At 70.2% G+C, this 21,361-nt stretch carries 24 protein-coding genes; 18 read left to right on the plus strand and 6 right to left on the minus strand.

Annotated elements, in window-relative coordinates; translation table 11 throughout:
• Positions 1-29 precede the first annotated feature (29 nt).
• From KNO15_RS09435 to flgN, 4 genes are read right to left on the minus strand one after another with little or no spacing between them, the layout of a single operon-like run.
• A complete protein-coding gene (locus KNO15_RS09435; protein ID WP_241703384.1) occupies positions 30-413 on the minus strand; it encodes a flagellar assembly protein FliW in 384 nt (127 codons plus the stop codon).
• Positions 410-1,294, minus strand: coding sequence for a flagellar hook-associated protein FlgL (flgL, locus tag KNO15_RS09440; protein ID WP_241703385.1), 885 nt, complete (start codon positions 1,292-1,294; stop codon positions 410-412). Before flgL ends, KNO15_RS09435 begins: the two co-directional genes overlap by 4 nt.
• 2 nt (positions 1,295-1,296) lie before the next feature.
• Positions 1,297-2,721 (minus strand): flagellar hook-associated protein FlgK, encoded by a 1,425-nt coding sequence (flgK, locus tag KNO15_RS09445; protein ID WP_241703387.1) that lies wholly within the window; start codon positions 2,719-2,721, stop codon positions 1,297-1,299.
• A 4-nt stretch (positions 2,722-2,725) separates the two neighbouring features.
• Positions 2,726-3,220: a flagellar export chaperone FlgN gene (gene flgN, locus KNO15_RS09450; protein WP_241703388.1), complete on the minus strand. Its 495-nt coding sequence runs from the start codon at positions 3,218-3,220 to the stop codon at positions 2,726-2,728.
• 382 nt (positions 3,221-3,602) lie between these two features.
• Between flgN and KNO15_RS09455 the strand changes: the two genes are divergently transcribed.
• The 5 genes from KNO15_RS09455 to KNO15_RS09475 all read left to right on the plus strand — a co-directional run bounded on the left by KNO15_RS09455 (position 3,603) and on the right by KNO15_RS09475 (position 7,668).
• Entirely contained in the window at positions 3,603-4,412 is an 810-nt protein-coding gene (locus tag KNO15_RS09455; RefSeq protein ID WP_241703390.1) for a sigma-70 family RNA polymerase sigma factor, read from the plus strand.
• A gap of 159 nt (positions 4,413-4,571) precedes the next feature.
• Positions 4,572-5,405: a flagellin N-terminal helical domain-containing protein gene (locus tag KNO15_RS09460; RefSeq protein ID WP_208038771.1), complete on the plus strand. Its 834-nt coding sequence runs from the start codon at positions 4,572-4,574 to the stop codon at positions 5,403-5,405.
• Positions 5,406-5,523: 118 nt separating this feature from the next.
• The gene (fliD, locus tag KNO15_RS09465) at positions 5,524-6,918 is read left to right on the plus strand and encodes a flagellar filament capping protein FliD (RefSeq protein WP_241703392.1); all 1,395 of its coding nucleotides are present in this window, start codon (positions 5,524-5,526) and stop codon (positions 6,916-6,918) included.
• Positions 6,918-7,394, plus strand: coding sequence for a flagellar export chaperone FliS (gene fliS / locus KNO15_RS09470; RefSeq protein WP_241703394.1), 477 nt, complete (start codon positions 6,918-6,920; stop codon positions 7,392-7,394). The genes fliD and fliS overlap by 1 nt, the downstream gene beginning before the upstream one ends.
• Complete coding sequence (locus KNO15_RS09475; RefSeq protein WP_241703397.1) at positions 7,375-7,668, plus strand: hypothetical protein; 294 nt, start codon at positions 7,375-7,377, stop codon at positions 7,666-7,668. The genes fliS and KNO15_RS09475 overlap by 20 nt, the downstream gene beginning before the upstream one ends.
• Positions 7,669-7,988: 320 nt before the next feature.
• Here KNO15_RS09475 and KNO15_RS09480 read toward each other — a convergent pair whose 3' ends face one another.
• Positions 7,989-8,897 carry a hypothetical protein gene (locus KNO15_RS09480; RefSeq protein ID WP_241703399.1) on the minus strand — a complete coding sequence of 303 codons (909 nt, stop codon included), beginning with the start codon at positions 8,895-8,897 and terminating at the stop codon, positions 7,989-7,991.
• A gap of 713 nt (positions 8,898-9,610) precedes the next feature.
• Here KNO15_RS09480 and KNO15_RS09485 point away from each other — a divergent pair.
• The 13 genes from KNO15_RS09485 (at position 9,611) to KNO15_RS09545 (ending at position 20,501) form a co-directional block, all read left to right on the plus strand.
• Entirely contained in the window at positions 9,611-9,952 is a 342-nt protein-coding gene (locus tag KNO15_RS09485; protein ID WP_241703400.1) for a flagellar basal body rod protein FlgB, read from the plus strand.
• A 37-nt stretch (positions 9,953-9,989) separates the two neighbouring features.
• The gene (locus KNO15_RS09490; RefSeq protein ID WP_241703402.1) at positions 9,990-10,382 is read left to right on the plus strand and encodes a flagellar basal body rod protein FlgC; all 393 of its coding nucleotides are present in this window, start codon (positions 9,990-9,992) and stop codon (positions 10,380-10,382) included.
• Positions 10,382-10,696 carry a flagellar hook-basal body complex protein FliE gene (fliE, locus tag KNO15_RS09495; protein WP_241703404.1) on the plus strand — a complete coding sequence of 105 codons (315 nt, stop codon included), beginning with the start codon at positions 10,382-10,384 and terminating at the stop codon, positions 10,694-10,696. The genes KNO15_RS09490 and fliE overlap by 1 nt, the downstream gene beginning before the upstream one ends.
• Positions 10,696-12,297, plus strand: a complete 1,602-nt coding sequence (fliF, locus tag KNO15_RS09500; protein WP_241703406.1) for a flagellar basal-body MS-ring/collar protein FliF — start codon at positions 10,696-10,698, stop codon at positions 12,295-12,297. Before fliE ends, fliF begins: the two co-directional genes overlap by 1 nt.
• Entirely contained in the window at positions 12,294-13,313 is a 1,020-nt protein-coding gene (gene fliG, locus KNO15_RS09505; RefSeq protein WP_241703408.1) for a flagellar motor switch protein FliG, read from the plus strand. Before fliF ends, fliG begins: the two co-directional genes overlap by 4 nt.
• Positions 13,303-13,923: a FliH/SctL family protein gene (locus KNO15_RS09510; RefSeq protein WP_241703409.1), complete on the plus strand. Its 621-nt coding sequence runs from the start codon at positions 13,303-13,305 to the stop codon at positions 13,921-13,923. Before fliG ends, KNO15_RS09510 begins: the two co-directional genes overlap by 11 nt.
• Complete coding sequence (locus tag KNO15_RS09515) at positions 13,920-15,248, plus strand: FliI/YscN family ATPase (RefSeq protein ID WP_241703411.1); 1,329 nt, start codon at positions 13,920-13,922, stop codon at positions 15,246-15,248. Before KNO15_RS09510 ends, KNO15_RS09515 begins: the two co-directional genes overlap by 4 nt.
• Positions 15,248-15,697 carry a hypothetical protein gene (locus KNO15_RS09520; protein ID WP_241703413.1) on the plus strand — a complete coding sequence of 150 codons (450 nt, stop codon included), beginning with the start codon at positions 15,248-15,250 and terminating at the stop codon, positions 15,695-15,697. Before KNO15_RS09515 ends, KNO15_RS09520 begins: the two co-directional genes overlap by 1 nt.
• Entirely contained in the window at positions 15,694-16,467 is a 774-nt protein-coding gene (locus KNO15_RS09525) for a C40 family peptidase (protein ID WP_241703414.1), read from the plus strand. The genes KNO15_RS09520 and KNO15_RS09525 overlap by 4 nt, the downstream gene beginning before the upstream one ends.
• Positions 16,464-17,984: a flagellar hook-length control protein FliK gene (locus tag KNO15_RS23330; protein WP_241703416.1), complete on the plus strand. Its 1,521-nt coding sequence runs from the start codon at positions 16,464-16,466 to the stop codon at positions 17,982-17,984. The genes KNO15_RS09525 and KNO15_RS23330 overlap by 4 nt, the downstream gene beginning before the upstream one ends.
• A gap of 19 nt (positions 17,985-18,003) precedes the next feature.
• A complete protein-coding gene (locus KNO15_RS09535; RefSeq protein ID WP_241703418.1) occupies positions 18,004-18,435 on the plus strand; it encodes a flagellar hook assembly protein FlgD in 432 nt (143 codons plus the stop codon).
• A gap of 36 nt (positions 18,436-18,471) precedes the next feature.
• Entirely contained in the window at positions 18,472-19,647 is a 1,176-nt protein-coding gene (locus KNO15_RS09540; RefSeq protein WP_241703420.1) for a flagellar hook protein FlgE, read from the plus strand.
• 104 nt (positions 19,648-19,751) lie between these two features.
• Entirely contained in the window at positions 19,752-20,501 is a 750-nt protein-coding gene (locus KNO15_RS09545; RefSeq protein WP_241703421.1) for an ABC transporter permease, read from the plus strand.
• Between the two features lie 31 nt (positions 20,502-20,532).
• Here KNO15_RS09545 and KNO15_RS09550 read toward each other — a convergent pair whose 3' ends face one another.
• On the minus strand, positions 20,533-21,360 hold the full coding sequence (locus KNO15_RS09550; RefSeq protein WP_241703423.1) for an OmpA/MotB family protein: 828 nt from the start codon (positions 21,358-21,360) through the stop codon (positions 20,533-20,535).
• Between the last annotated feature and the right edge of the window lies 1 nt (position 21,361).

Below are 21,361 nucleotides of genomic sequence, written 5' to 3' on the forward strand. Positions count from 1 at the left end.
GTCGGAGGATCCGCCGTCTCGATCAGAGGTCAGGCGCCGGCGAGGGCCGCGAGCTCGGCGCGGACAGGCAGGGCGTCGTCGTCGAGCACGAGTTGGATGGCCGAGCCGTCCGCCCGGTTGACGACGATCGGGGCGAGCAGGTTGACGGTGCTGCCCTCGCGCGACGGCGTGACCACGACCAGCAGCATGGCCTCCTCCGGCGCGCCGATCCCGAGCTCCGCAGCGCGGTCGTCCGGCAGCTCGGGCGAGTACCCGGGCAGGTGCACTTCCGCGTCGATCGTGAAGAGGCGTACCTCAGGGCGCTCGACGGACGACAGAGAATAGAGACCGTCCGCCCCGGCGACGGCGGTGAGCTCGAACGCGGCGAGCGGCTCCAGGCCGGGCGGCGGGACGACGAACCGGACGGCGCTCATCGGAGGAAGTCCATCAGCGTCGGCTGGAGCACGCGTGCGGTCACGGCGATGGCAGTCTGATAGTTGACGTCCTGCGTCTTGAGGTCGAGAAGGACCTTGCTCAGGTCGACGTCCTCCAGGCTCGCCCGCTGCGACTCCAGCGAGATGGCTCCGGAGGCGAGGGCGTCCTTCGCCTTGTCCAGGCGGGTCTGGCGTCCGCCGATCTCCGCGTGCTCTCCCACGATCGCCTTCATCCTGTTGTCGATCTCCGCCAGCCTCGGACCCACGTTCACCCCCGAGCGCAGGTCGCTGACGGTGTTGTCGATCAGGGCGAACACCGACGAGGCGCCGGTGCCGAATGCGGCGGCGCCGTCGGCGTCGACCCGAACGGTCGCGTCCGGCCCGATCCTGCGCTCCACTGTACTGGCAGCCGACCCGGTGAACGAGTAGTCGGGCTGGAAGGCGACGCCGGCGTCCGAGTTGCCCGCGAAGACCGTGCGGCCCTGGTAGGTGGTGTTCGCCAGCGAGAGGAGGCTCTTCTTGATGCCCTCGAGCTCGGTGGCGATCGACTCCTTGGCCTCGGGAGACAGCGAGCCGTCGTTCGCGCCCTGGACCGTGAGATCGCGGAAGCGGCGCATGAGCGCCTCCACGCCCGTGAGCGCCGAGTCGGCGGTGTTCAGCCAGCCGTCGCCGTTGTCGGCGTTGCGCTGGTACTGAGTCGTGGCGGCCTGGCCGGAGCGCACGTTGAGCGCGCTCGCGGTCGCCGTGGGGTCGTCGGACGGCCGGGTCAGCTGCTTCTGGCTCGTCGCCTGGTCGTAGAGCTTGGCCTGACGCTGCAGGCTGAGCTGCAGGTTGTGCTGGGCGTTCGCCGTCTGCGTTGCGTTCGTGACACGGGTGAACACGATTACCTCCCGACCAGTCCGGTGTGGTTGATGAGCACGTCCAGCGTCTCGTCCACGGCCGTCATCACCCGGGCGGCGCCCTGGTACGCGTGCTGGAACGTGAGCATGCTCATGTTCTCCTCGTCGAGGTCGACGGAGGAGTTGGCGAGCTGCGCGCTGGTCGCGGAGCTCGTCGCGAGATCGGCGAGATCCGACTGCTGCTGCTCGGTCTTGCTGGCGATACCGATGCGGACCACGAATGCCGACCACTGCTTGTCGACCGCGTTGGTGCCCGTGCCGAGTTTCGAGATCGCGTCGGCGATGCTGCCGTCCGCGCCTCCGGCCCCCGGCGTCCCTGTGGCGATCTGCGAGACGGAGGTGGGGACGACCGAGAGGCCGAGCGCCGCCGGCTTGGAAGCGTCGATGGCGAAGAAGTCGAGACCGGTCGCACCGGTCGGGGTCGATCCGGTGCTGTGCACGGCGTTGACCCGCTGAGCCAGGGTCGCCGCGAAGGCGTTGTAGCCGGCGGCGGCCTCGGCGAGCACGCCGCCGGTGCCGGTCGCATCGGCGGGAGCGAGGGTGGAGATCGCACCGGCGATCTGGCCGCCCTCGAGCGCGATCGCGGAGCCGGGTCGGTGCGCCCATTCCAGCTGCACCGGACTGCCGCCGGCATCGGCCATGCGCTGCGCGCCGGCGAGCTGCACCGCGTTCGCCGTCGTGCCGCTCACCAGGGCGTTGCCGCCCACCAGCACATCCACGGTGCCATCGGGGTTCGGCCGCACGACTCCCCCGGCGAGGTTCGCGAGCTGGGTCGTCAGCACGTCGCGCCGATCCATCAGTTCGTTCGCCGAGGCGCCGGAGGCCACCGCCTGCCGGATGCGGCCGTTGAGGTCGGCGACCTCGGAGGCCGCCCGATTGACGTCGTCGACCATCCCTGCGGCGTTCTGTCGCAGGGCGGTCCACTGGTCGTCCACGGCGCGGTAGCCCGTCGCGATCTGGGTGACGAGGCTGCCGGCGCGGCCGAGCAGCACACCCGCGGGGGCCTGGTCGCCCGCCTGGTTCGAGACATCGCTCCAGGCCGACCAGAACTTCTGCAGCTGATCCGAGATCCCGTTGGTGCCCGGCTCGTTCAGCGAATCCTCCAGCGAGGTCAGTGCCTTGGCCCGCACCGAGGAGTAGCCCGAGAGCGCCGTCGTGCTGCGCACCCGGGCGTCGAGGGCGGCGTCATCGAGCCGTTGGATGCCGTCGACGCTGACCCCCTGGCCGGGCCGGACGCCCCCGGTGAAGAGGCCGGCGGAGGTGAGGGCTGGCACCCCGGAGGTGGAGACCCGCTGCCGGGTGTAGCCGGCGGTGTTGGCGTTCACCAGGTTCTGGCCGACGACGTCGAGGCCTGCCTTGGCCGCGACCAGGCCGGTGTACGCGGTGTTGAGTCCGCTGAAGGTGCTCATCGTCTCACGCCTCCGTGTCGAAGAGGCGTCCGCCGGCGTCGCCCGAGCGGCTCTCCCCCGCGGCGCCGTAGACGCCGGCGTCGGGGCCGGAGCCGGACAGGCCGTTCAGCGTCTCCTGGGTCGACCGAGCCGCCTCCCGCAGGAGGCGCTCATTGGTGTCGCGCACGTCGGCGATCTGGCCGGTGAGCTCGGTCATCGCGGTCAGGTGGGAGGCGAAGATGTCGGACCAGATGCCGTCAGGAGCGCCGGCGGCCAGCTCGCGGAGGGTCGCCTCCGGGCTGAGACCCCACTGCTCGGCGACGACGGACACCTCGATCGTGCGGGCGAGCCCTGCGTCGCGCATGCGCTCCATGACCTGCTCCACCTCTCGGGTGGCGTGCGAGATCCAGCGCGACTTGCCGGCGATGAGCAGCAGCTGCTCCTCCTCCAGCTTGAACAGCAGCAGCTCCAGCAGCTCGCGCTCCTTCCAGAGCTGAGCGGAGAGTTCGCTCGCGGCCATGTCGCTCCTGACGTCCTCGTGAGTCGTTGTGCGCACTGAATCCCTCGGTCCGTGGCGGAACGGGTGTCCGCCTCATGGGGGACCATCGGCACCGGTCGCCCCGATGTTAGGCGGGCGGCCCTATGAAATCCCTCAGGCCGTACCGGCTCGGGGCGACCACACAGTATTCCCCGTACTGGGGGTAGGTCCTGCCCCGTAGTGGGGGCATCGACGTCGCGACCTGAAAGGACTCGCATTGTTACCGTGAACACGAGAAACCCCTAGCACCAGCGTTCGGCACCCGAGTAAGTCCGAGCATCCGAGCACCGCCCGAGTACCCGCGCCATCCCACCCCGACCGGGATGTTCCGTGGTACCCGTCCGATGAAGAGGGGTCGCCCAGCGTGAACCGCACAGAACGAAACACGCTCGTCGTCGAGAACCTGCCGCTGGTGGGGTACTTGGTCTCCGACCTGTGCTCCCGTGCGACGCACCTGTCGCGCGACGACCTGGCCTCCGCCGGCGCCGTCGCGCTGGTGACGGCGGCCGAGGCCTACGACGCGACCACGGGCGTGCCCTTCGGCGCCTACGCCCGGACGCGCATCGTCGGCGCACTGGCCGACGAGCTGCGAGCCAGCGACTGGGCGACGCGATCGGCCCGCAAGCGCATCAAGGAGACGCTGGCCGTTCAGGAGAGCCTCTCGGCAGCGCTCGGTCGCGCGCCGGGAGTCGACGAGATCGCCGCGGCGCTCGGTGTCGACCGCGAGACGGCGGCGGCCGGACTCGCCGACGCCGCCCGCTCGGTCACCGCGCTCGACGAGACGGTCGAGTCGGTGCTCGTCTCCGAGGCCGTGGGCCCGGAGGAGGCGCTGCTCGTCGGCGAGCGGACCGCCTACGTGCGCGCGGCGGTCGCCGCCCTGCCCGACCGGATGCGCTCCATCGTCGAGGCGATCTACTTCGACGACCGCACGGTCACCGAGATCGCCGAGGAGCTCGGCATCACCCACTCGGCGGTCTCCCAGCAACGTTCGGAGGCCATCCGGCTCATGCGCGAGGGCATGGCCACGCACTACGCGGACGAGGGCGACCCGGAGGTCATCGAGGCGAAGACCTCTCAGGCTCGGCGCAGCGCCTACCTCGCCCGCCTCGCCCAGCACGCCGTGGCGCACCTGCACCCGCACGCCCCCTCCCCCAGCACGGCGCGCGCATCCTGAGCAGCCATCGCTTCCTCACTTTCTCTCGCAACACGCCGTCGAAGGCGGGAGAAAGTGAGGAACGGATAGATGCCTAACGGGATGCGACAGGTGGCCGATAAGGGTTGATGCGGGACATGGACGGACCGCGAACCGAAGCCCAGTCATGGAGGAAACATCATGGGTATGCAGATCAACACCAACATCTCGGCGCTCAACGCCTACCGCAACCTGAACAACACGCAGAGCGACCTCTCGAAGTCGCTCGAGAAGCTGTCCAGCGGCCTCCGCATCAACCGTGCGGCGGACGACGCGGCAGGCCTCGCGATCTCCGAGGGCCTGAAGTCGCAGGTCGGCGGTCTGACCGTCGCCGCCCGCAACGCTCAGGACGGCATCAGCGTCGTGCAGACCGCTGAAGGTCAGCTGACCGAGGTCCACTCGATCCTGCAGCGCGTGCGCGACCTGGCTGTCCAGGCCGGCAACGACTCCAACAACACGGACTCGCGCGCAGCGATCAAGACCGAGGTCGACCAGCTGACGAAGGAGCTCACCCGCATCTCGGGCAGCGCCAACTTCAACGGCATCAACCTGCTCGACGGCTCGAACGCCACGCTGACCTTCCAGGTCGGCGCGGGCTCCGTCGCCGCGAACGACCAGATCGCCGTCGACCTGTCCGGTGCCAACGTCTCGACGGTCGCCACCGCGGTCGGCGCGCTGACGTTCGACACCGCCGGGAACGCCCTCACCTCGATCGCCGCCCTCGACACCCAGATCAAGAACGTGTCGACGGCTCGCGCCAACCTCGGTGCGGTCCAGAACCGCTTCGAGAGCACCATCCGCAGCCTCAACGTCTCCCAGGAGAACCTGTCCGCTGCGAACTCGCGAATCACCGACACCGACATGGCGTCCGAGATGGTGAAGTACACCCGCTCGAACATCCTGTCGCAGGCCGGCACCGCGATGCTGGCCCAGGCCAACCAGTCTGGTCAGGGCGTCCTGCAGCTCCTCCGCTAAGCGCGAGAGGCTCGCTACAGACCCGGCGGCCGGGATGTCATCCCCAAAGGGCATCCCGGCCGCCGTTCCACAGGCACCACCGGCATCACCGTCGTAGGAGGGAGAGCAGCTCATGGGAATGGCCGTCGATGGTCTGATCAGCGGGCTCAACACCACGCAGCTGATCGACCAGCTCATGCAGGCGGAAGCGGTTCCGCAGACCCTGCTGAAGAACAAGGTCACCGACTCCACGACCTTCATCACCGCGATGCAGACGCTGAACACCAAGATCGCGTCGCTCGCCACCGCCGCCACCGCGCTCGCCAAGCCGGCCGGCACCGACCTCCACACCGCGTCGGTCAGCTCGGGCGGCGTCGCCTCGACCTCCGTCACCGCGACCGCGGGCGCCGGAGCGGTGGACGGCACCATCGATTTCACCGTCGACCGCCTCGCCCAGTCGCAGGTCACCGTCACCGGACCGCTCACGCAGTGGCCGGACCAGCCGCCGACACTGACGTTCGTAGCCGCAGACGGCACCACGAAGCAGGTCACCGCGGCGAGCTCGTCGCTCGCCGACGTGGCGGCAGCCATCAACAAGGCCGGCGTCGGCGTCAGCGCCACGCAGGTCGCCGCGGGACTCGATCCCGCCACGGGCGCGAAGCTCTACCGGCTGCAGCTCAGCTCGGCGCAGACCGGTGCGGCCGGCGCGTTCACGGTCTACCGCGGAACCCCGGCCGATGTGACAGCGGGAACCGCCACGAACCTCCTGAACGACCCCGGCGCCGCGCAGGTGCGCCAGGCACAGGATGCGCAGGTCACCCTCTGGGCGGGCTCGTCCGCTGCGCAGAGCGTGACGAGCGCGACGAACACCTTCGACAGCGTCCTGCCGGGTGTGTCGATCACCGTGTCCGCGGCCTCCGCCACTCCCGTCACGCTCACCGTCGGGCGCGACGACACCAGCATCTCGAACGCCGCGAACTCGCTGGTGACGAGCCTCAACGACATCTTCACCTTCATCTCGCAGAAGCAGGCGGTCACGACCGGCACGGATGCCGCCGGCGGTACGACCGTCACCGCCGGGACGTTCACGGGCGAGTCGTCCGTTCGCGACGCCAACCAGAAGCTGACCGACGCCGTCATCGCGCCGATCAACGGGGTCTCCCCCAGCACGTACGGCATCAGCATCACGAGCGACGGCCAGGTCACGTTCGACAAGACGGTCTTCGCCGCCGCCATCGCGAAGAACCCGGATGCCGTCAAGTCGGCGCTGGCGACCATCTCGCAGCGCGTCGCGGACGCCGCGAACGCCGTGAGCGACAAGTACGACGGCACCATCACCCAGAAGATCCAGGGCGAGCAGTCGACGGTCAAGAGCCTCAACGCGCAGATCGCCGACTGGGACACCCGCCTGGCCGACCGCAAATCGACACTCCAGAAGACCTATGCGAATCTCGAAGTCCAGTTGCAGCAACTGCAGTCCCAGTCGTCGTGGCTGACCGGTCAGCTCGCCTCTCTCTCCTCGTCGGGCAAGTGATGAGTCTCCTGAACTCCGCCGCCGCCAAGCTCTCCGCGTACAACCGCGACAGCGTGCTCTCGGCCAGCCCCGCACGGCTGGTCACGATGCTGTACGACCGGCTCGTGCTCGACCTGACCCGCGCAGAGGAGGCCCTGCTCGCGCAGAACTGGCCCACCGCGTGGGAGAACCTGCGGCACGCCGACCAGATCGTCGCCGAACTCGCCTCGAGCCTGAAGGTCGACCTGTGGGACGGCGCGGAAGGACTGCTGCAGCTCTACAGCTACCTCGCCGAGCTGATCGTCGCCGGGACCGTCGAGCACGACGCGGCGAAGGTGCACGAGGCCATCGAACTCGTCGAGCCGCTGCGCCTGGCGTGGCACGAGGCGGCGGAGAGCCTGCCGGCTTCCTCGCCCGGCCTCCGCTCGGCCGCCTCCCCGTACGGCACTGCCGCCGACGGCCAATCGGAGACCGGACGTGACCTCGGCGTCGCCTGAGCACGCCTGGGCGGAGGCCCTGGAGCGCATGGAGAGCGAACTGCACGGCGCTCTCGCCAAGGTCGACCCCATCCCGTGGCGCCCGCCGGCGGGCCTCGGCCCGATCCCGGAAGAGCTGCAGGAGCGAGCGGCACGACTGCTGGAGGCCCAGCTGCACACCATCCGCTACCTCGAGGACGTGCGCCAGACGACCGCGCGGCACCTCGCCGCGGTGAACTCGGTGCCGCGCACGGAGATCGGTCCGCACCCGGTGTACTTCGATCTGATCGGGTGAGACTCGCCGGCGGAGGTGATCTTCCAGTCGTGCAAAGAGGATGCGCCCCGGTGCGGGGCACCAGAGCGCATCCTTCGGCAGCCTGAACGCAGTGGGTTGCCTTAACCGATCCTTTCGTCGGTCCTCGCTCGATCCTCGACCCTCCGGGAGAGCACTTCGAGGGGAATAAGGATCACGAGCGTTGCCAGATAGAGTGCAATCGGAATCAGGTTCTTGGGTTCGCTAATGCCACCCGGGAGGCCCCCGATCAGTAGACCGAGGAAGAACGTCCACGCGGGAGCAACCCGCCATCCCCAACGACTCAGCTTCATGGGCATATGTTAGGCGCAGCCGGCCTTGACGAGCTGCCCAAGGTAGGTATAGCTGAATTTCCAGTTACGGCATTGGTTCAAGCGATTGTCGTTGTATGTGCCGATGGTGCCGTAGACAGCGGCCCCGATGATTGCGCCCACCGGGCCGGCCAGCGCGAGGAGTGCGATTGCCGTACCGGCCGAGCCCGCATTGATCGATTTCGCCGTTGCCTGGGACATTGTGATGTCGACATAGGTACCGAATGTGACGGTCGGGTCGGCAACGACCGGGAAGGCGGTCTCATCGGTGAAATCAATCACCTGTGTGAGTACGTTTCCGCTTACCTCGAATCGGGTCGGAACGTCGTTGCCCTTCGCATCCTTCGCCCACGGTGCAGGGATGAAACCCGTTGCCGTTCCGGCCTCATCCGCGATATGTGCGGAGCCGTCCTCGTTCACGTAGATGCCCTGTCCGGCCGGAAGGTCGAGCGGGTAAGAGTATCGAGTGGGCGCAGCCGCATTGTCGACAATCGTGTTGATCTGTACGCTGCCGTCTGACTGGACAACCGGGACGGTGCTCGACCCGTTGCCGTTGTCGTAGGACACCACGCCCGGCTTCTGAACCGTCGCGCCAGCAGCCTGATCAGCAAACGGAAGACCGATCGAGACTGTGCCGTTCTCGCCACTGAGAGAGATGCCTGCCGCAGGGTCCACCGGGATCGTCACATTCGCACCGGCGACCGTGGCATCGATTGCGTTCTCGCCGATGTCTGTCGTCGGCACACTGGCCGCGTCCGCGACAGTCTCCGGTGTTGCCGCAGCTACCACCGCCAAGGTGTCATCGGGGGTATCCGCACAGGCGGGAACCGCGCTCGCAGCTACTGCCACCACTACACCGATCGCCGCTCCGGATACCCAACGCCTCGTGAATTCAGTCATGTTGCTTCCTTTCAGAAGGTTCAGATATGTAGCATCAAGAACCTTTCACCTAGGACGCTAAGTTGCATGCCGATGCGGCTGCATCCGTGCTGGCACGGAACCCACCAGAGCGGCGTACTGTCTGACGTCACGGCCGCCGGCACCTCAGCCCGACGGAACTCGAGCCCGCCATCAAACGTGTCTTCGCCGGTTCCTCACGCCCCCCGGGCGTGTCGCCCGCGTTCATCGCGCGTTCAACGGGTGGGGGTCGACCGGTGTGTCCACGTTCGGGCGCCGTCCCCAACTTGTCCACCTGTGGATAACTCTGGGGAAAAGCCGTGGATGAGTGCCGAAAACGTGTGGAGGACACGCGCGACTTGTGTGGAATCTCAGAATTCTCAGTGAGTTGTAACGGCCTCTGACCAGGTATTTTGTCCGATTCTGGCTCGAATCGAAGCTTTGTTCTAAACCACAACGGTGTAACTCACACCCGAAAAACGACTGTGGATAGATCTGTGATTTCAGCGTCTGATCTGCCGGTCATCCACAGGTCCCGCTGAGCATCCTTCACCCGCGCGAACACTGCCGTTCACCCGCGCACGTGACCCACGAATTGGGCACGCCCCGCCTGGCTAACGCATCCTCGGTCGCGGTCGATAGAGGCCTACGAGCACGGATCGCTCGACGACTGGCCACGGACAGGCCGCCCCCTTCGACCACCGATGGAGTGCAGCGTGCTCGAATCCGTGACCAGTGCCGCCCTGTCGAGCGCCCTCGACGGCCTCGCGGCGCGCCAGCGCGCGATCGCCAACAACATCGCCAACGTCAACACCCCGGGCTACACCGCGGAGCGGGTGTCGTTCGAAGACGCCCTCGCCGCCTCCGTCGCACGCGGGGACGGCCACGCCGCCTCGACCACGGGACGCTCGCTCGAGCCGACCCGCCTCGACGGCAACAACGTCAATCTCGACACCGAGACGCTCTCCAACGTCGACACGGTGCTCGGCTTCCAGTTCGCGTCCCAGGCGGCGGGCAACGAGTTCTCGCTCATCCGTGCCGCCTTGAAGACCAGCTGACCGGCGACCCGATCCTCGACGACCGAAAGGACTCACGATGACATTCGACGCCATCGGCATCGCGGGCACGGGACTCACCCTGCACCGCAAGTGGCTCGACGCCATCTCGGACAACCTCGCCAACATCAACACCGCGAAGCCGACCAACGGCGCGGCGTTCCAGGCGCGCTACGTGGTCGCCCAGGAAGGGCAGGGGGTGTCCGGTGCCTACGTCGCGGGCGCCGCCTACGGCAGTGCGGAGGGCCGGATGGTCTACGAGCCGGACAACCCCGTCGCCGACGCGAAAGGCTACGTCCGCTACCCCGACATCGACCTCTCGTCGCAGATGGGGTCGCTCATCATGGCCGAGCGCGGCTACCAGGCGAACGCCGCCGTCGTCGACCGCGCCAAAGAGACCTACCAGGCCGCTCTCCAGATCGGGAGGAACTGATGCCCGTCGACGCGATCAGCGCCATCAGCTCGATCGGCGCGGCCACCGGCACAGCCGGGACGACCGCGGCGAACTCCACCACCGGCGCGGGCGGGAGCTCGTTCAGCACCGCGCTCAGCGGCGCCGTCGACAACCTCCAGCAGCTGCAGGGCACGAGCGACGCGCTCGCCGTGCAGGCGGTGACGGGAAATCTGGATGACATCCACAAGGCGACGCTCGCCTCCACGCGTGCTCAGGTCACCCTCGAGCTGGTCGCGGGCGTGCGGAACAAGGCCGTCGACGCCTTCAACGAGATCATGAGGATGCAGGCCTGATGCCTCAGCAGGTGACGAGCTTCTTCCGCCGGCTCGGCGACACGATCCGTGGGTTCAGCGTGGCCCAGCGGGTCATCGCCGTGATCGGCGTGGCCGTGATCGGCCTGGGAGCGGCCGGCCTCGCGATGTGGGCGTCGCAGCCGTCGTACACGCCGCTGTTCTCCGGCCTTCAGGCCGCTGACGCGTCGGCGATCGTCGACCAGTTGCGCACCGACGGCGTCCCGTATCAGCTCACCGACGGAGGAGGCACCATCATGGTGCCCCAGCAGAAGGTGTACGACGAGCGGCTCAAGGCGGCATCGGCCGGCCTGCCGAGCTCCACCACCAACGGGTACTCGCTGCTGGACAAGATGGGCGTCACCTCGTCGGAGTTCCAGCAGTCGGTGACTTACAAGCGGGCGATGGAGGGCGAGCTCGCCAACACGATCTCCGCCATGAAGGGTGTGAAGACGGCGTCGGTGCGCCTCGCGATCCCTCAGGACACGGTGTTCGTCTCCGAGAAGAAGGATCCGACCGCCTCCGTGTTCGTCGAGACGCAGGCCGGCGTGACGCTCACCGCCGACCAGGTGCAGGCGATCGTGCACCTGACCAGCGCCGCGGTGACCGGTATGCAGCCGACCGATGTCGCGGTCGTCGATGCGAACGGCAACGTCCTGAGCACCGTCGGCGCCGGCGCGACCGGGGGAGCGGACAAACAGGCCACCGACTACGAGACCCGGGTGAAGTCGGCCGTCCAGGACATGCTCGACAAGGTCGTCGGCCCCGGAAACGCCACCGTCGCCGTCGCGGCCGACGTCAGCAACGAGTCGGCCCAGCGCACCGAGGAGTCGTACACCTCGCCGACCAACGCACCGTCGCTGAGCGAGACGACCCAGAAGGAGACCTACTCGGGCACCGGAGGCAACTCCGCCGCAGGGGTGCTCGGACCGGACAACATCGCCGTGCCGAACGGCACCAACGGCAACGGGACCTTCAACTCGGAGTCGAGCACCAAGGACAACGCGGTGGACAAGGTCACCGAGCAGCGCACCATCCCGGCAGGCGCGATCAACCGTCAGACCGTGTCGGTCGCGGTGAACTCCGACGCCGTCTCCAACGTGAGCGCGACCGAGCTGCGGAACATGGTCAACGCGGCGGCCGGGATCGACCCCAAGCGCGGGGATTCGGTCAGCGTGCAGCTGGTCCCGTTCAGCAAGGCCGGCGCGACCGAGGCGGCCAAGGCGCTCCAGGAGGCCAAGGACGCGGCAGCGGCCGACCAGCTCACCGGGATCATCCGCACCTCCATCATCGGCGCGGCGGTCGTCGCCGCGGCGATCATCGCGTTCGCGCTGTTCCGCCGGGGCCGCAGGCGCGCGGCCGAGAACGCCGAACTGGAGGCTGAGCGTGACGCTTCGGCGGCACTGGAAGCCGCGGCGTTCCCGATCGCGCTGGAGTCCGCGCCGCCGACCGTCCCGATGCAGCTCGACCCGGTGCCCGACCCGACGGGGCCGGAGCTGGAGGCCGAGCGCCGCCGGCAGGAGATCGAGTCGCTCGCCGAGCGCGACCCGCAGAAGACCGCCGAGTTCCTGCGCAGTCTGATGGAGGACAGGGCCGGCGTATGAACGACACCAAGACCCCGCTGACCGGCGCCCAGAAGGTGGCCGTCGTGCTGATGAACATGGATCAGCAGCGAGCCGCCCAGGTGATGAAGCAGTTCTCCGACGAGGAGGCCGACGAGATCACCGCGGAGATCCTCCGCCTTCGTCGGGTCGACCCGGCCGTCGCGGAGAAGGCGCTGAGCGAGTTCCACGACCTCACCGCGCGCGGCGGCGTCAGCACCCGAGGCGGACGCGACATCGCCGTCGGCCTCCTCGAGGCGTCGTTCGGCGCCGAGCGCGCGACGGGGGTGCTCAACCGCGTCGCGTCGTCGATGGCGGGCAAGCAGTTCGAGTTCCTCGACGCGGTCGAGCCCGGCCAAGTGCAGATGCTGCTGGCCGGGGAGCTGCCCCAGACGAGCGCCCTGGTGCTCGCGCACCTGCGCGCCGACCACGCCTCCCGCGTGCTGGCCGGCCTGGACGATGTCGCGCGCACCGAGGTCGCCCACGCGATCGCGACCATGGGCTCGCCCAGCCCCGACGCCGTGCGGGTCGTCGCCGACACGCTCAAGCAGCGTGCGAGCGCAGTGGTCTCCGCGCGCACGTCGTCCGACTCGGTCGGGGGAGTGCAGCCGCTGGTCGACATCATCAACCGGGCGGACGCCGCAACGGAGAAGGCGCTCCTGGAGTCGCTCGAGCAGCGCGATCCGGCGCTCGCCGAAGAGGTCCGCTCGCGGATGCTGACGTTCGACGACATCGTGCGCCTCGATCCGCGTGACGTGCAGCAGGTGCTGCGCGGTGTCGACGCCGCCGTGCTCGCCGTCGCCACCAAGGGCGCGTCGGAGGCCGTCACCGAGGTCATCACGCAGAACCTGTCGGAGCGCAACCGCGAGATCCTCGAGGACGAGATCCGGATCCTGGGCCCTGTGCGCCTGTCGCAGGTGGAGGACGCGCGCGCGTCGATCGTCCGCGCCATCCGCGACCTGGAGGCGACGGGCGCGATCACCGTGCAGCGCGGCGACGAGGACGCGTATGTCGAATGACGTCGCTTTCGCACCGCTGACCGTCCCCGTGCTCGCGGAGACGGAGGACCAGCACGCCGCAGCGGACGCGGCCAGGGCGCGCGGCTTCGCCTCCGGCTACGCGGACGGCCGGCGCGAGGCCGCGGCCGAGCAGGCGGCGTGGCGCGCCGAGGCCGAGCTGGCCCGGGCGGCGGAGACCGAAGCGGCGGCCGCACGCGTCGCCGTGCTGGCGCACGCCCTGCGCTCGGCCGCGGTCGAGCTGCAGGAGGCGACGGTGCCGGTGCTCGCCGACGTGGAGGATTCGCTCGTAGCGGCTGCCTTCGAGCTGGCCGAGGCGGTGGTCGGCCACGCTCTGGCCGACCGGCTCGCCGCCGCACAGGCCGCCGTGGCGCGGGTGTTCGCGGGGGCCCCGACCGGGGAGCTGACGGTGCTGCGGCTCAACCCGGACGACCTGGAACTGCTCGGCGCGGCCGGGACGGGCGACGGAACGGGCGCGCCGACACTCCACGGCGTCACCGCTGTGGCCGACCCCTTGCTCACCCCGGGCGACGCGATCGGAGGTCTGCCGACGGGATGGCTCGACGCGCGGATCCGGTCCGCGCTCGATCGGGCGAAGGAGGCGCTGCGGTGACGGCCGCGCTCGCCGGCTGGCGCACCGCGGTGGAGGCCGCGGCGGTCGAACGGGTGGGTCGCGTCGTCGCCGTCGTCGGCCTCGGCGCGGAGATCGAGGGCGTGCACGCGGCGATCGGCGACCTCGTGGTCATCGGCGACGGGGCGGGGGTGCACGCCGAAGTCGTGGCCACCACCTCCACAGGAGCGAAGGTGATGCCCTACGGCCGGCTCACCGGCATCGCCGCCGGCGCTCCGGTGCGTGCCGTGCGCAGCCCGCTGCTGGTCCCGACCGGAGCCGGGATGCTTGGCCGCGTGATCGACGCGCTCGGCCGTCCGGTCGACGGGCGGGGGCCGATCACCGCAGACGGCTTCGTCGCGCTCGACAACCGCGCGCCGGACGCGATGCGCCGCGCGCGCATCCAGGCGCCGCTGGGGCTCGGCGTGCGCGTGCTCGACACGCTCGTGACCGCGGGGCGCGGCCAGCGCCTCGGGCTGTTCGCCGGGTCGGGCGTGGGCAAGTCGTCGCTGCTGTCGATGATCGCCCGCGGCACGGATGCGGCGGTATCGGTGATCGCCCTGGTGGGGGAGCGCGGGCGCGAGGTCCGCGAGTTCTTGGAGGACGACCTCGGACCGGCCGGTCTGGCGCGTTCGGTGGTGGTCGTCGCGACCTCGGACGAGCCGGCAGTGATGCGGCTGCGCGCGGCGTTCGCCGCCACCCGCATCGCCGAGTCGTTCCGCGACCAGGGCCGCGACGTCGTGCTCATGATGGACTCGCTGACCCGCGTGGCGATGGCCCAGCGCGAGATCGGCCTCTCGGCGGGAGAGCCTCCCGCCACCCGCGGCTACCCGCCGTCGACCTTCTCGCTGCTCGCGCAGCTCCTCGAGCGTGCGGGGACCGGCGAGACGGGGTCGATCACCGGCCTGTACACCGTGCTCGTCGACGGCGACGACCACAACGAGCCGATCGCCGACGCGGCGCGCAGCATCCTGGACGGTCACGTGGTGCTCGACCGGAGGCTGTCCGTCGTCGGGCACTTCCCGTCCGTCGACGTGCTCGGCTCGATCTCGCGCCTCGCGTCGCGGGTCACCACCCCGGAGCAGCGGGCGGCGGCGACCGCTCTGCGCAGCATCCTCGCGGCCAAGGTCGCGGCGCAGGACCTCCTCGACGTCGGTGCGTACAAGCCAGGGACGAACCCGCGCGTGGACGCGGCCGTCGCCAACGAGGACGCCATCGACCGCTTCCTCCGACAGGGGATCGGCGAACCCTCCGCGTTCGCGGACGGCTGGGCACGACTGAACGAGCTGGTGGCGGCCATGCCAGCCGCCGGGACAGGGGTGGTGTGATGGCACGGACGTTCCCGCTCGCCGGACTGCTGCGGCTGCGGCAGATCGAGAAGGACCACGCCGCGAGCGACCTCGCCGCGGCCAACGCGCTCCGCCGGGACGTGCAGGACAGGCAGGTGCGCGCCATCGCGGCGCTGCACGCTGTACCGGCGGAGGCGACGGACGCGAGCACGATGTTCGCGCTCGCCGCGGCCCGCGCCTCCAGCCGCAGCATGCTCGCCGACCTGGCCGCGTACGCCGAGCGCGCCGAGACGGAGGCCGCGGACGCGCAGCAGGCGTTCACCGAGGCCAAGAAGCGCGCCGTCGGGCTGGAGAAGCTCGAGGCCCGGCATCACGCGGAGGTCGTCGCCGGCGACCTGGGGGCCGAGCAGGCCGCGATCGACGAGATCGCGACCGGCGCGTGGCTGCGCGGACACTCCGGCCACGGCGAAGGAAGGCACGAGGCATGACGGTCACCGATGCGATCGGGCGGATCTCACAGATCCAGGCGACGATCGCGCAACTCGACACGATCACCACGGGAACGGGCGCGTCGGCGGCCTCCGCGCCGACGAGCACGTCGTCGACGGGCTTCGCCGACGCCCTCGCGAGCGCGCTCGGGACCTCCGGGGTCGACGGCGCGACCGGCTCGACGGGAGGAGTCACCGGCGCGGACGTCGTCGCGGACGCCAAGAAGTACCTGGGCGTGCCGTACGTCTTCGGCGGCACGAGCTCATCGGGTATCGACTGCTCCGGGCTGGTGCAGCGCGTCTACAAGGATCTCGGGATCGACCTCCCGCGCCTGGTCTCCGGTCAGGCGAAGATGGGCACGGAGGTGCCGTCGCTCGCCCAGGCGCAGCCCGGTGACCTCATCGTCACCAACGGCGGAGAGCACATCGTGATCTATGCGGGTGACGGCAAGGTCATCCATGCCCCGAGCGAGGGCCGCAACGTCAGTATCGTGAACAACTGGATGGACGACTCGGACATCGTGACCATCCGGCGCATCGTGCCGCAGGCGACGGCGGCCACGGCCTCGGCGTCCGGTGGTGCGTCGGCCTCGGCGCTGGCGTCGGCGCTCGCGAGCCTGTCGGGTTCGTCGGGGGTGTCGGGTCTCTCCGGACTCTCCGGACTCTCCGGCCTGGCCGGGCTGTCGGGTGCCGGCGCATCGGGCTCGACGACACAGGCCGATCTGCTGCGGTCGTTGCTGGCCTCCGTGATGAAGGGAGGCTCGCTGTGACGCCCGGGACGGTTGCGGCCGCGCCGTCGGCGCCGTCGAGCCCCGCGCCGGCGGGAGGCGCCCGCGCGGGCCGCCCTGGCGGAGCCGACGCGTTCGGGGCGTTCCTGGCGGGCGCGACGGAAGCGCACGCAGGCGCCCCCGGCCGGCGCGAGACGGCGACGCCGTCACGTACGGTGCCGGCGCATCCCGATCAGCACGGACACACCGCCGACCGCAAGCCCGCACCCGCGGCCGTGGAGGCGTCGGAGAAGCCGACCGACTCCGCCGGCGGCCCGCAGGCCGCCGCCCCAGCCCCGATGCAGCCCGCGGCCCCGGCCGACGGAACGTCGCCGACACCGGTGGACGCTCTCGGGGCGGTCCTCGCGGCCTCCGACGCCGCAGCTGCGGCACCGGCGACCGCCTCGGCGGTGCCGGCGACACCGGACACCGCGGCGACCGCCGGACCCGGGGCCACGGCCACGGCTGCGCCGATCGCCACGGCCGTGACAGCGTCACCGTCGACCACGGCGGGTGGCCCACGATCGACGGCGGTTCCCGCCCCGACGGCGTCCGCGGTGCCGACAACTCCGCCGGCTCCCGTCGTTCCGGCCGAGTCGGACGGCGCCCCGGTTCCGTCGGCCCCCGCGACTCCCGTGGCCGCGGCGCCCGCACCGGTGCCGGCGCGGCCTCCAGCGGCGATGTCGACCCCGGTATCCGGCGCGCCTGCCGCGACGGATCCGTCAGCGACGCCCTCGAGTGCGTCGGCGACACCCGCGGCATCCTCCGCGGCGCCCGAGTCACTCCCGCTCGCCCCGGCCCCGCGCGGTGCCCGCGCCGCACAGGAGGCTCCCGCCGCAGGGGCGTCCACCACGCAGACCGGAGCGGTCGAGCAGGCCGCGACCTCCCGGCCGGTCGTGGCCGTCGCTCCGACCGCCGAACTGCAGAACAGACCGGGGGCGGTGCCGGACGGCCCTGCCTCGGTGGCCGCTGCCGCGCCGGTGACAGGCGGGGCGGCGCCGGCGGTCGCCGCCACCTCCGCGGCCGCCGCACCGGCCGTTCCGTCTTCTCCCCAGCCGCAGACGCTCGACGCCCAGCTCGCACGTCCGGTGTTCACCCTCGCGGCGGCAGGCCGTGGGGAGCACGTGATGACCGTGCACGTGACGCCGGACAACCTGGGCCCGGTCACCGTCCGCGCCCACGTCGGCGTCGACGGGGTGCGGGTCGAGCTGTTCGCCCCGACCGACGCCGGTCGCGACGCGCTGCGCGCGATCCTGCCCGACCTCCGCCGCGACCTCGGCAGCACAGGCCTCACCGGCACCCTGGACCTGTCGTCGCAGAACCAGCCGTCGCCGCAGCAGCAGGCCGCCGCCGACGGCCGCGCCCTCGGCCAGCACGGAGAGGGCAGGGCGGCCGCCGACGGCCGGAACTCCGGGGACGGCCGATCGCCGTCCTCCCGCGCCGAGGCCGACCGCGCCGCCGACCTCCTGCCCCTCCCCGCGCTCGACGGGGCCACTCACTCGATCGACCTCATCGTCTAAGACACCGAAAGGAGCCCCCGTGGCCGTCGACCCCGTCACCGGAACCGACACCGCCTCCACCGGCGGCATCTACACCACCGCGCCGACGCGCACGCCCAAGCAGTCGCTCGACAGCGAGGCGTTCATGCAGCTGCTCGTGACGCAGCTGCGCAACCAGGACCCGAGCTCGCCCATGGACACCAACCAGATGATCTCGCAGACGACGCAGCTGGCCATGATGGAGAAGCTCACCAGCATGGACTCCATCAGCCAGGAGAGCTTCGCGCTGCAGATGCGCACCTCCGCAGCCGCCCTGATCGGCCACACCGTCAGCTACCTCGACAAGAACGGCGACACGCAGACCGGGACGGCGTCGTCCGTCTCGTACGCCGGCGCCGTGCCGGTCGTCACCGTCGGTGACAAGCAGATCAACCTCGACTCCATCCTCGGCGTGGTCACCCCGACCGCCTGATCCCGCCGGCCACCACTTCCACAGAAAGGCAGCATCATGCTCCGCTCCCTCTACTCCGGAATCTCCGGTCTCCGCTCGCACCAGACCATGCTCGACGTCACCGGCAACAACATCGCCAACGTCAACACAACGGCCTTCAAGGGCTCCGCCGTGCAGTTCCAGGACACGCTCTCGCAGCTCGTCCAGGGCGCCACCGGGCCAGGCGCCCAGGCCGGTGGCACCAACCCGGCGCAGATCGGCCTCGGCGTGCTCGTGGCCGGCATCTCCACCAACTTCACCCAGGGAGCCGCCCAGGCGACCGGCCGCCCCACCGACATGATGATCAACGGCGACGGCTTCTTCGTCACCAAGGTCGGCGGCGAGACGGTCTACACCCGTGCCGGCTCGTTCGACCCCGACGCCCTCGGCCGTCTGGTCGGCCCGGGCGGGGCGATCCTGCAGGGCTGGAACGCGGTCAACGGGGTGATCCAGCAGGGCGGGGCGCTCGGCAACGTGACCATCCCGCTCAACGCGGTCACCCCGGCGACGGCCACGACGGCCGGCACGATCAACGGAAACCTGCCCTCCGACGCCGCGCTCGGCGACCAGCTGGTGCGCGACGTCGATGTCTACAACGGCACCGGGGCCTCCCGCAAGCTCACGCTGACCTTCACCAAGACGGCGGCGGGCTGGGATGTCGCGGGCGCCGACGCGAACGGTGCGACGGCCACCGGCGCGCTCACGTTCGACGCCACCGGCAAGCTGACCGCCGGCGGGACCCTCGCCGTCGGCGGCGTCACCGTCGACCTCTCCACCGTCACCGGCTACGCCGGGATCACCACGGTGGCGTTCAAGAACCAGAACGGCAGCGCCTCCGGCACCCTGCAGTCGTTCTCGCTCTCGAAGGACGGCACGATCATCGGGCTCTTCTCGAACGGAGACAAGCAGGCCGTCGGCCGTATCGCGCTCGCCACGTTCGTCAACCCGGGCGGCCTCGAGAAGGCCGGCGGGTCGACCTACCGCGCCACGGTCAACTCCGGCGCGGCGGAGCTCGGCGGCCCCGGCGAGGCTGGTCTCGGAACACTGCAGAGCGGCTCGCTCGAGATGTCGAACGTCGACCTCTCGCAGGAGTTCACCAACCTGATCGTCGCCCAGCGCGGCTTCCAGGCCAACGCCCGCATCATCACCACCTCCGACGAGGTCCTGCAGGAGCTCACCAACCTCAAGCGCTGACGCACGGCGCGGCCGAAGGGCACGCAAACGCCCCTAAAACCTCGAAATGAGGGCGTTTACGTGCCCTTCGGCATGCAGAGGGCTTGGCCGCGTAGGCTCGCAGGGTGCCGATCGTCCGTGAGCTCGCGCCCACCCTGCTCGGGGTCGCCCTCCTCGCGCTGCTCGCGACGGCCGTGCTCGGCTTCTACCGTGCGCCGCACCGATGGGCGCCGCTGCTGGCCATCCTGCGCGGAGCCGCCCAGCTCGCGGTGATCAGCGTGGTGCTCTCCGGGGTCATCACGAGCCCGGTGTGGGTGGCTCTCGCGCTCCTGGTCATGTTCAGCGTGGCCGCGGCCACCGCGACGCACCGGATCGGCTGGTCGCTCGACCACGGGGCCATGATGGCCATCGGGATGGCGACCGGGGTGATCGTGACGTTCACCATCGTCTTCACGACCGGCGCGATCGACTTCACCGCCCGTTACGCACTCGCCATCGGCGGCATCGTGATCGGCAACTCGATGAGCATCGCGACGCTCGCCGGACGCCGGTTCACCGAGGCGGTCGACGATCACTGGGACGAGGTGGAGGGGTGGCTGGCGCTGGGCGCGACTCCTCGGCAGTCCACGCTCGAGCTGGCGCGCGGCGCGGTCTACGCGGCGCTCATCCCGTCGGTCGACCAGACGAAGACCACAGGACTCGTGACGCTGCCCGGCGCGTTCGTCGGGGCCATCTTCGGCGGGGTGTCCCCGCTGGAGGCCGGCCGATTCCAGGTCGTCGTGCTCGCGGCGATCATGTGCGCCGGCTCGATCACCGCGGTGATCGTCGCGAGCTGGCTGGCCCCGGTGCGGGTGCGGCCGGCGCGGTTGAAGTGAGGGAGCGAGCGGGCAGGTTCGGAGCCGGACGTCACCCCGAAGCCGACCCCGTCGCCGCCGGCGCCGTCGTGCCCTGCAGGGCCTGCGGGATGAGTGCGCGGATGCGCTCCGGCTGGTTCGACAGCACCACCACATCCACGCGGCGGTTGAGCGCGAGGTCCTGGTCGGTGTCGCCCGTCGCGTTCGCCAACGGGCGAGCGGATCCGTACGAGACGGCGGCGATGCGCTCTGCCGGGAAGCCGTCCGACTCCACCAGGCGGCGCAGCACGCTCGTCGCGCGTCCCGCCGACAGCTCCCAGTTCGTCGGGTAGGGAGCGCCCGGCTGGCGGAAGTCCGCGTGGCCCTCGATGGACACCTGGTACTGCTCGGGGGCGAGCACCGGGCCGATGTCGTCGAGGACCCTCATGGCCGTGGCGCTCAGGTCGGCCTTGTTCGACTCGAAGAACGTCGAGCTGCCGACGAGGCCGATCGTGAGGCCGCGCGCGTCGATCTTCATCTGCACGGCGTTCTGCAGCCCGTCGCGGGTGAGGCTCGCCTGGATGCGGTCCTTCAGTTTCTCCAGGTTCTGGGCCTCCTGCCGCGCCAGCGCGAAGTCGGTCGTCGTGCCGTTGTCCTTGACGTGCGAGGGAGGCACCACCACGCCGGTCGCGGCGTCGACCTTCTCCGTCTTCACCTGGCCGAACCCGGTCGCGAGCGAGTTCTTGAGCTGCTCGAACTTCTTGGCGTCGACCGTCGACATGGCGAACAGCACGATGAACATGCACATGAGCACGGTGACCATGTCCATGTAGGAGGCCATCCAGCGCTCTTCGTTCTCGTGCTCCTCCTCCGGCTCGTGCTTGCGTCGACGGGCGGCCACG

Source organism: Leifsonia shinshuensis (genome assembly GCF_022606355.1).
Lineage (GTDB): Bacteria > Actinomycetota > Actinomycetes > Actinomycetales > Microbacteriaceae > Leifsonia > Leifsonia shinshuensis_B.

Coding starts and splice junctions, on each gene's coding strand:
- KNO15_RS09435 (WP_241703384.1), bottom strand. CDS start 413: ATGAGCGCCGTCCGGTTCGTCGTCCCGCCGCCCGGCCTGGAGCCGCTC.
- flgK (WP_241703387.1), bottom strand. CDS start 2,721: ATGAGCACCTTCAGCGGACTCAACACCGCGTACACCGGCCTGGTCGCG.
- flgN (WP_241703388.1), bottom strand. CDS start 3,220: ATGGCCGCGAGCGAACTCTCCGCTCAGCTCTGGAAGGAGCGCGAGCTG.
- KNO15_RS09460 (WP_208038771.1), top strand. CDS start 4,572: ATGGGTATGCAGATCAACACCAACATCTCGGCGCTCAACGCCTACCGC.
- fliD (WP_241703392.1), top strand. CDS start 5,524: ATGGCCGTCGATGGTCTGATCAGCGGGCTCAACACCACGCAGCTGATC.
- fliS (WP_241703394.1), top strand. CDS start 6,918: ATGAGTCTCCTGAACTCCGCCGCCGCCAAGCTCTCCGCGTACAACCGC.
- KNO15_RS09480 (WP_241703399.1), bottom strand. CDS start 8,897: ATGACTGAATTCACGAGGCGTTGGGTATCCGGAGCGGCGATCGGTGTA.
- KNO15_RS09490 (WP_241703402.1), top strand. CDS start 9,990: ATGACATTCGACGCCATCGGCATCGCGGGCACGGGACTCACCCTGCAC.
- fliE (WP_241703404.1), top strand. CDS start 10,382: ATGCCCGTCGACGCGATCAGCGCCATCAGCTCGATCGGCGCGGCCACC.
- fliF (WP_241703406.1), top strand. CDS start 10,696: ATGCCTCAGCAGGTGACGAGCTTCTTCCGCCGGCTCGGCGACACGATC.
- fliG (WP_241703408.1), top strand. CDS start 12,294: ATGAACGACACCAAGACCCCGCTGACCGGCGCCCAGAAGGTGGCCGTC.
- KNO15_RS09510 (WP_241703409.1), top strand. CDS start 13,303: ATGTCGAATGACGTCGCTTTCGCACCGCTGACCGTCCCCGTGCTCGCG.
- KNO15_RS09520 (WP_241703413.1), top strand. CDS start 15,248: ATGGCACGGACGTTCCCGCTCGCCGGACTGCTGCGGCTGCGGCAGATC.
- KNO15_RS09525 (WP_241703414.1), top strand. CDS start 15,694: ATGACGGTCACCGATGCGATCGGGCGGATCTCACAGATCCAGGCGACG.
- KNO15_RS09540 (WP_241703420.1), top strand. CDS start 18,472: ATGCTCCGCTCCCTCTACTCCGGAATCTCCGGTCTCCGCTCGCACCAG.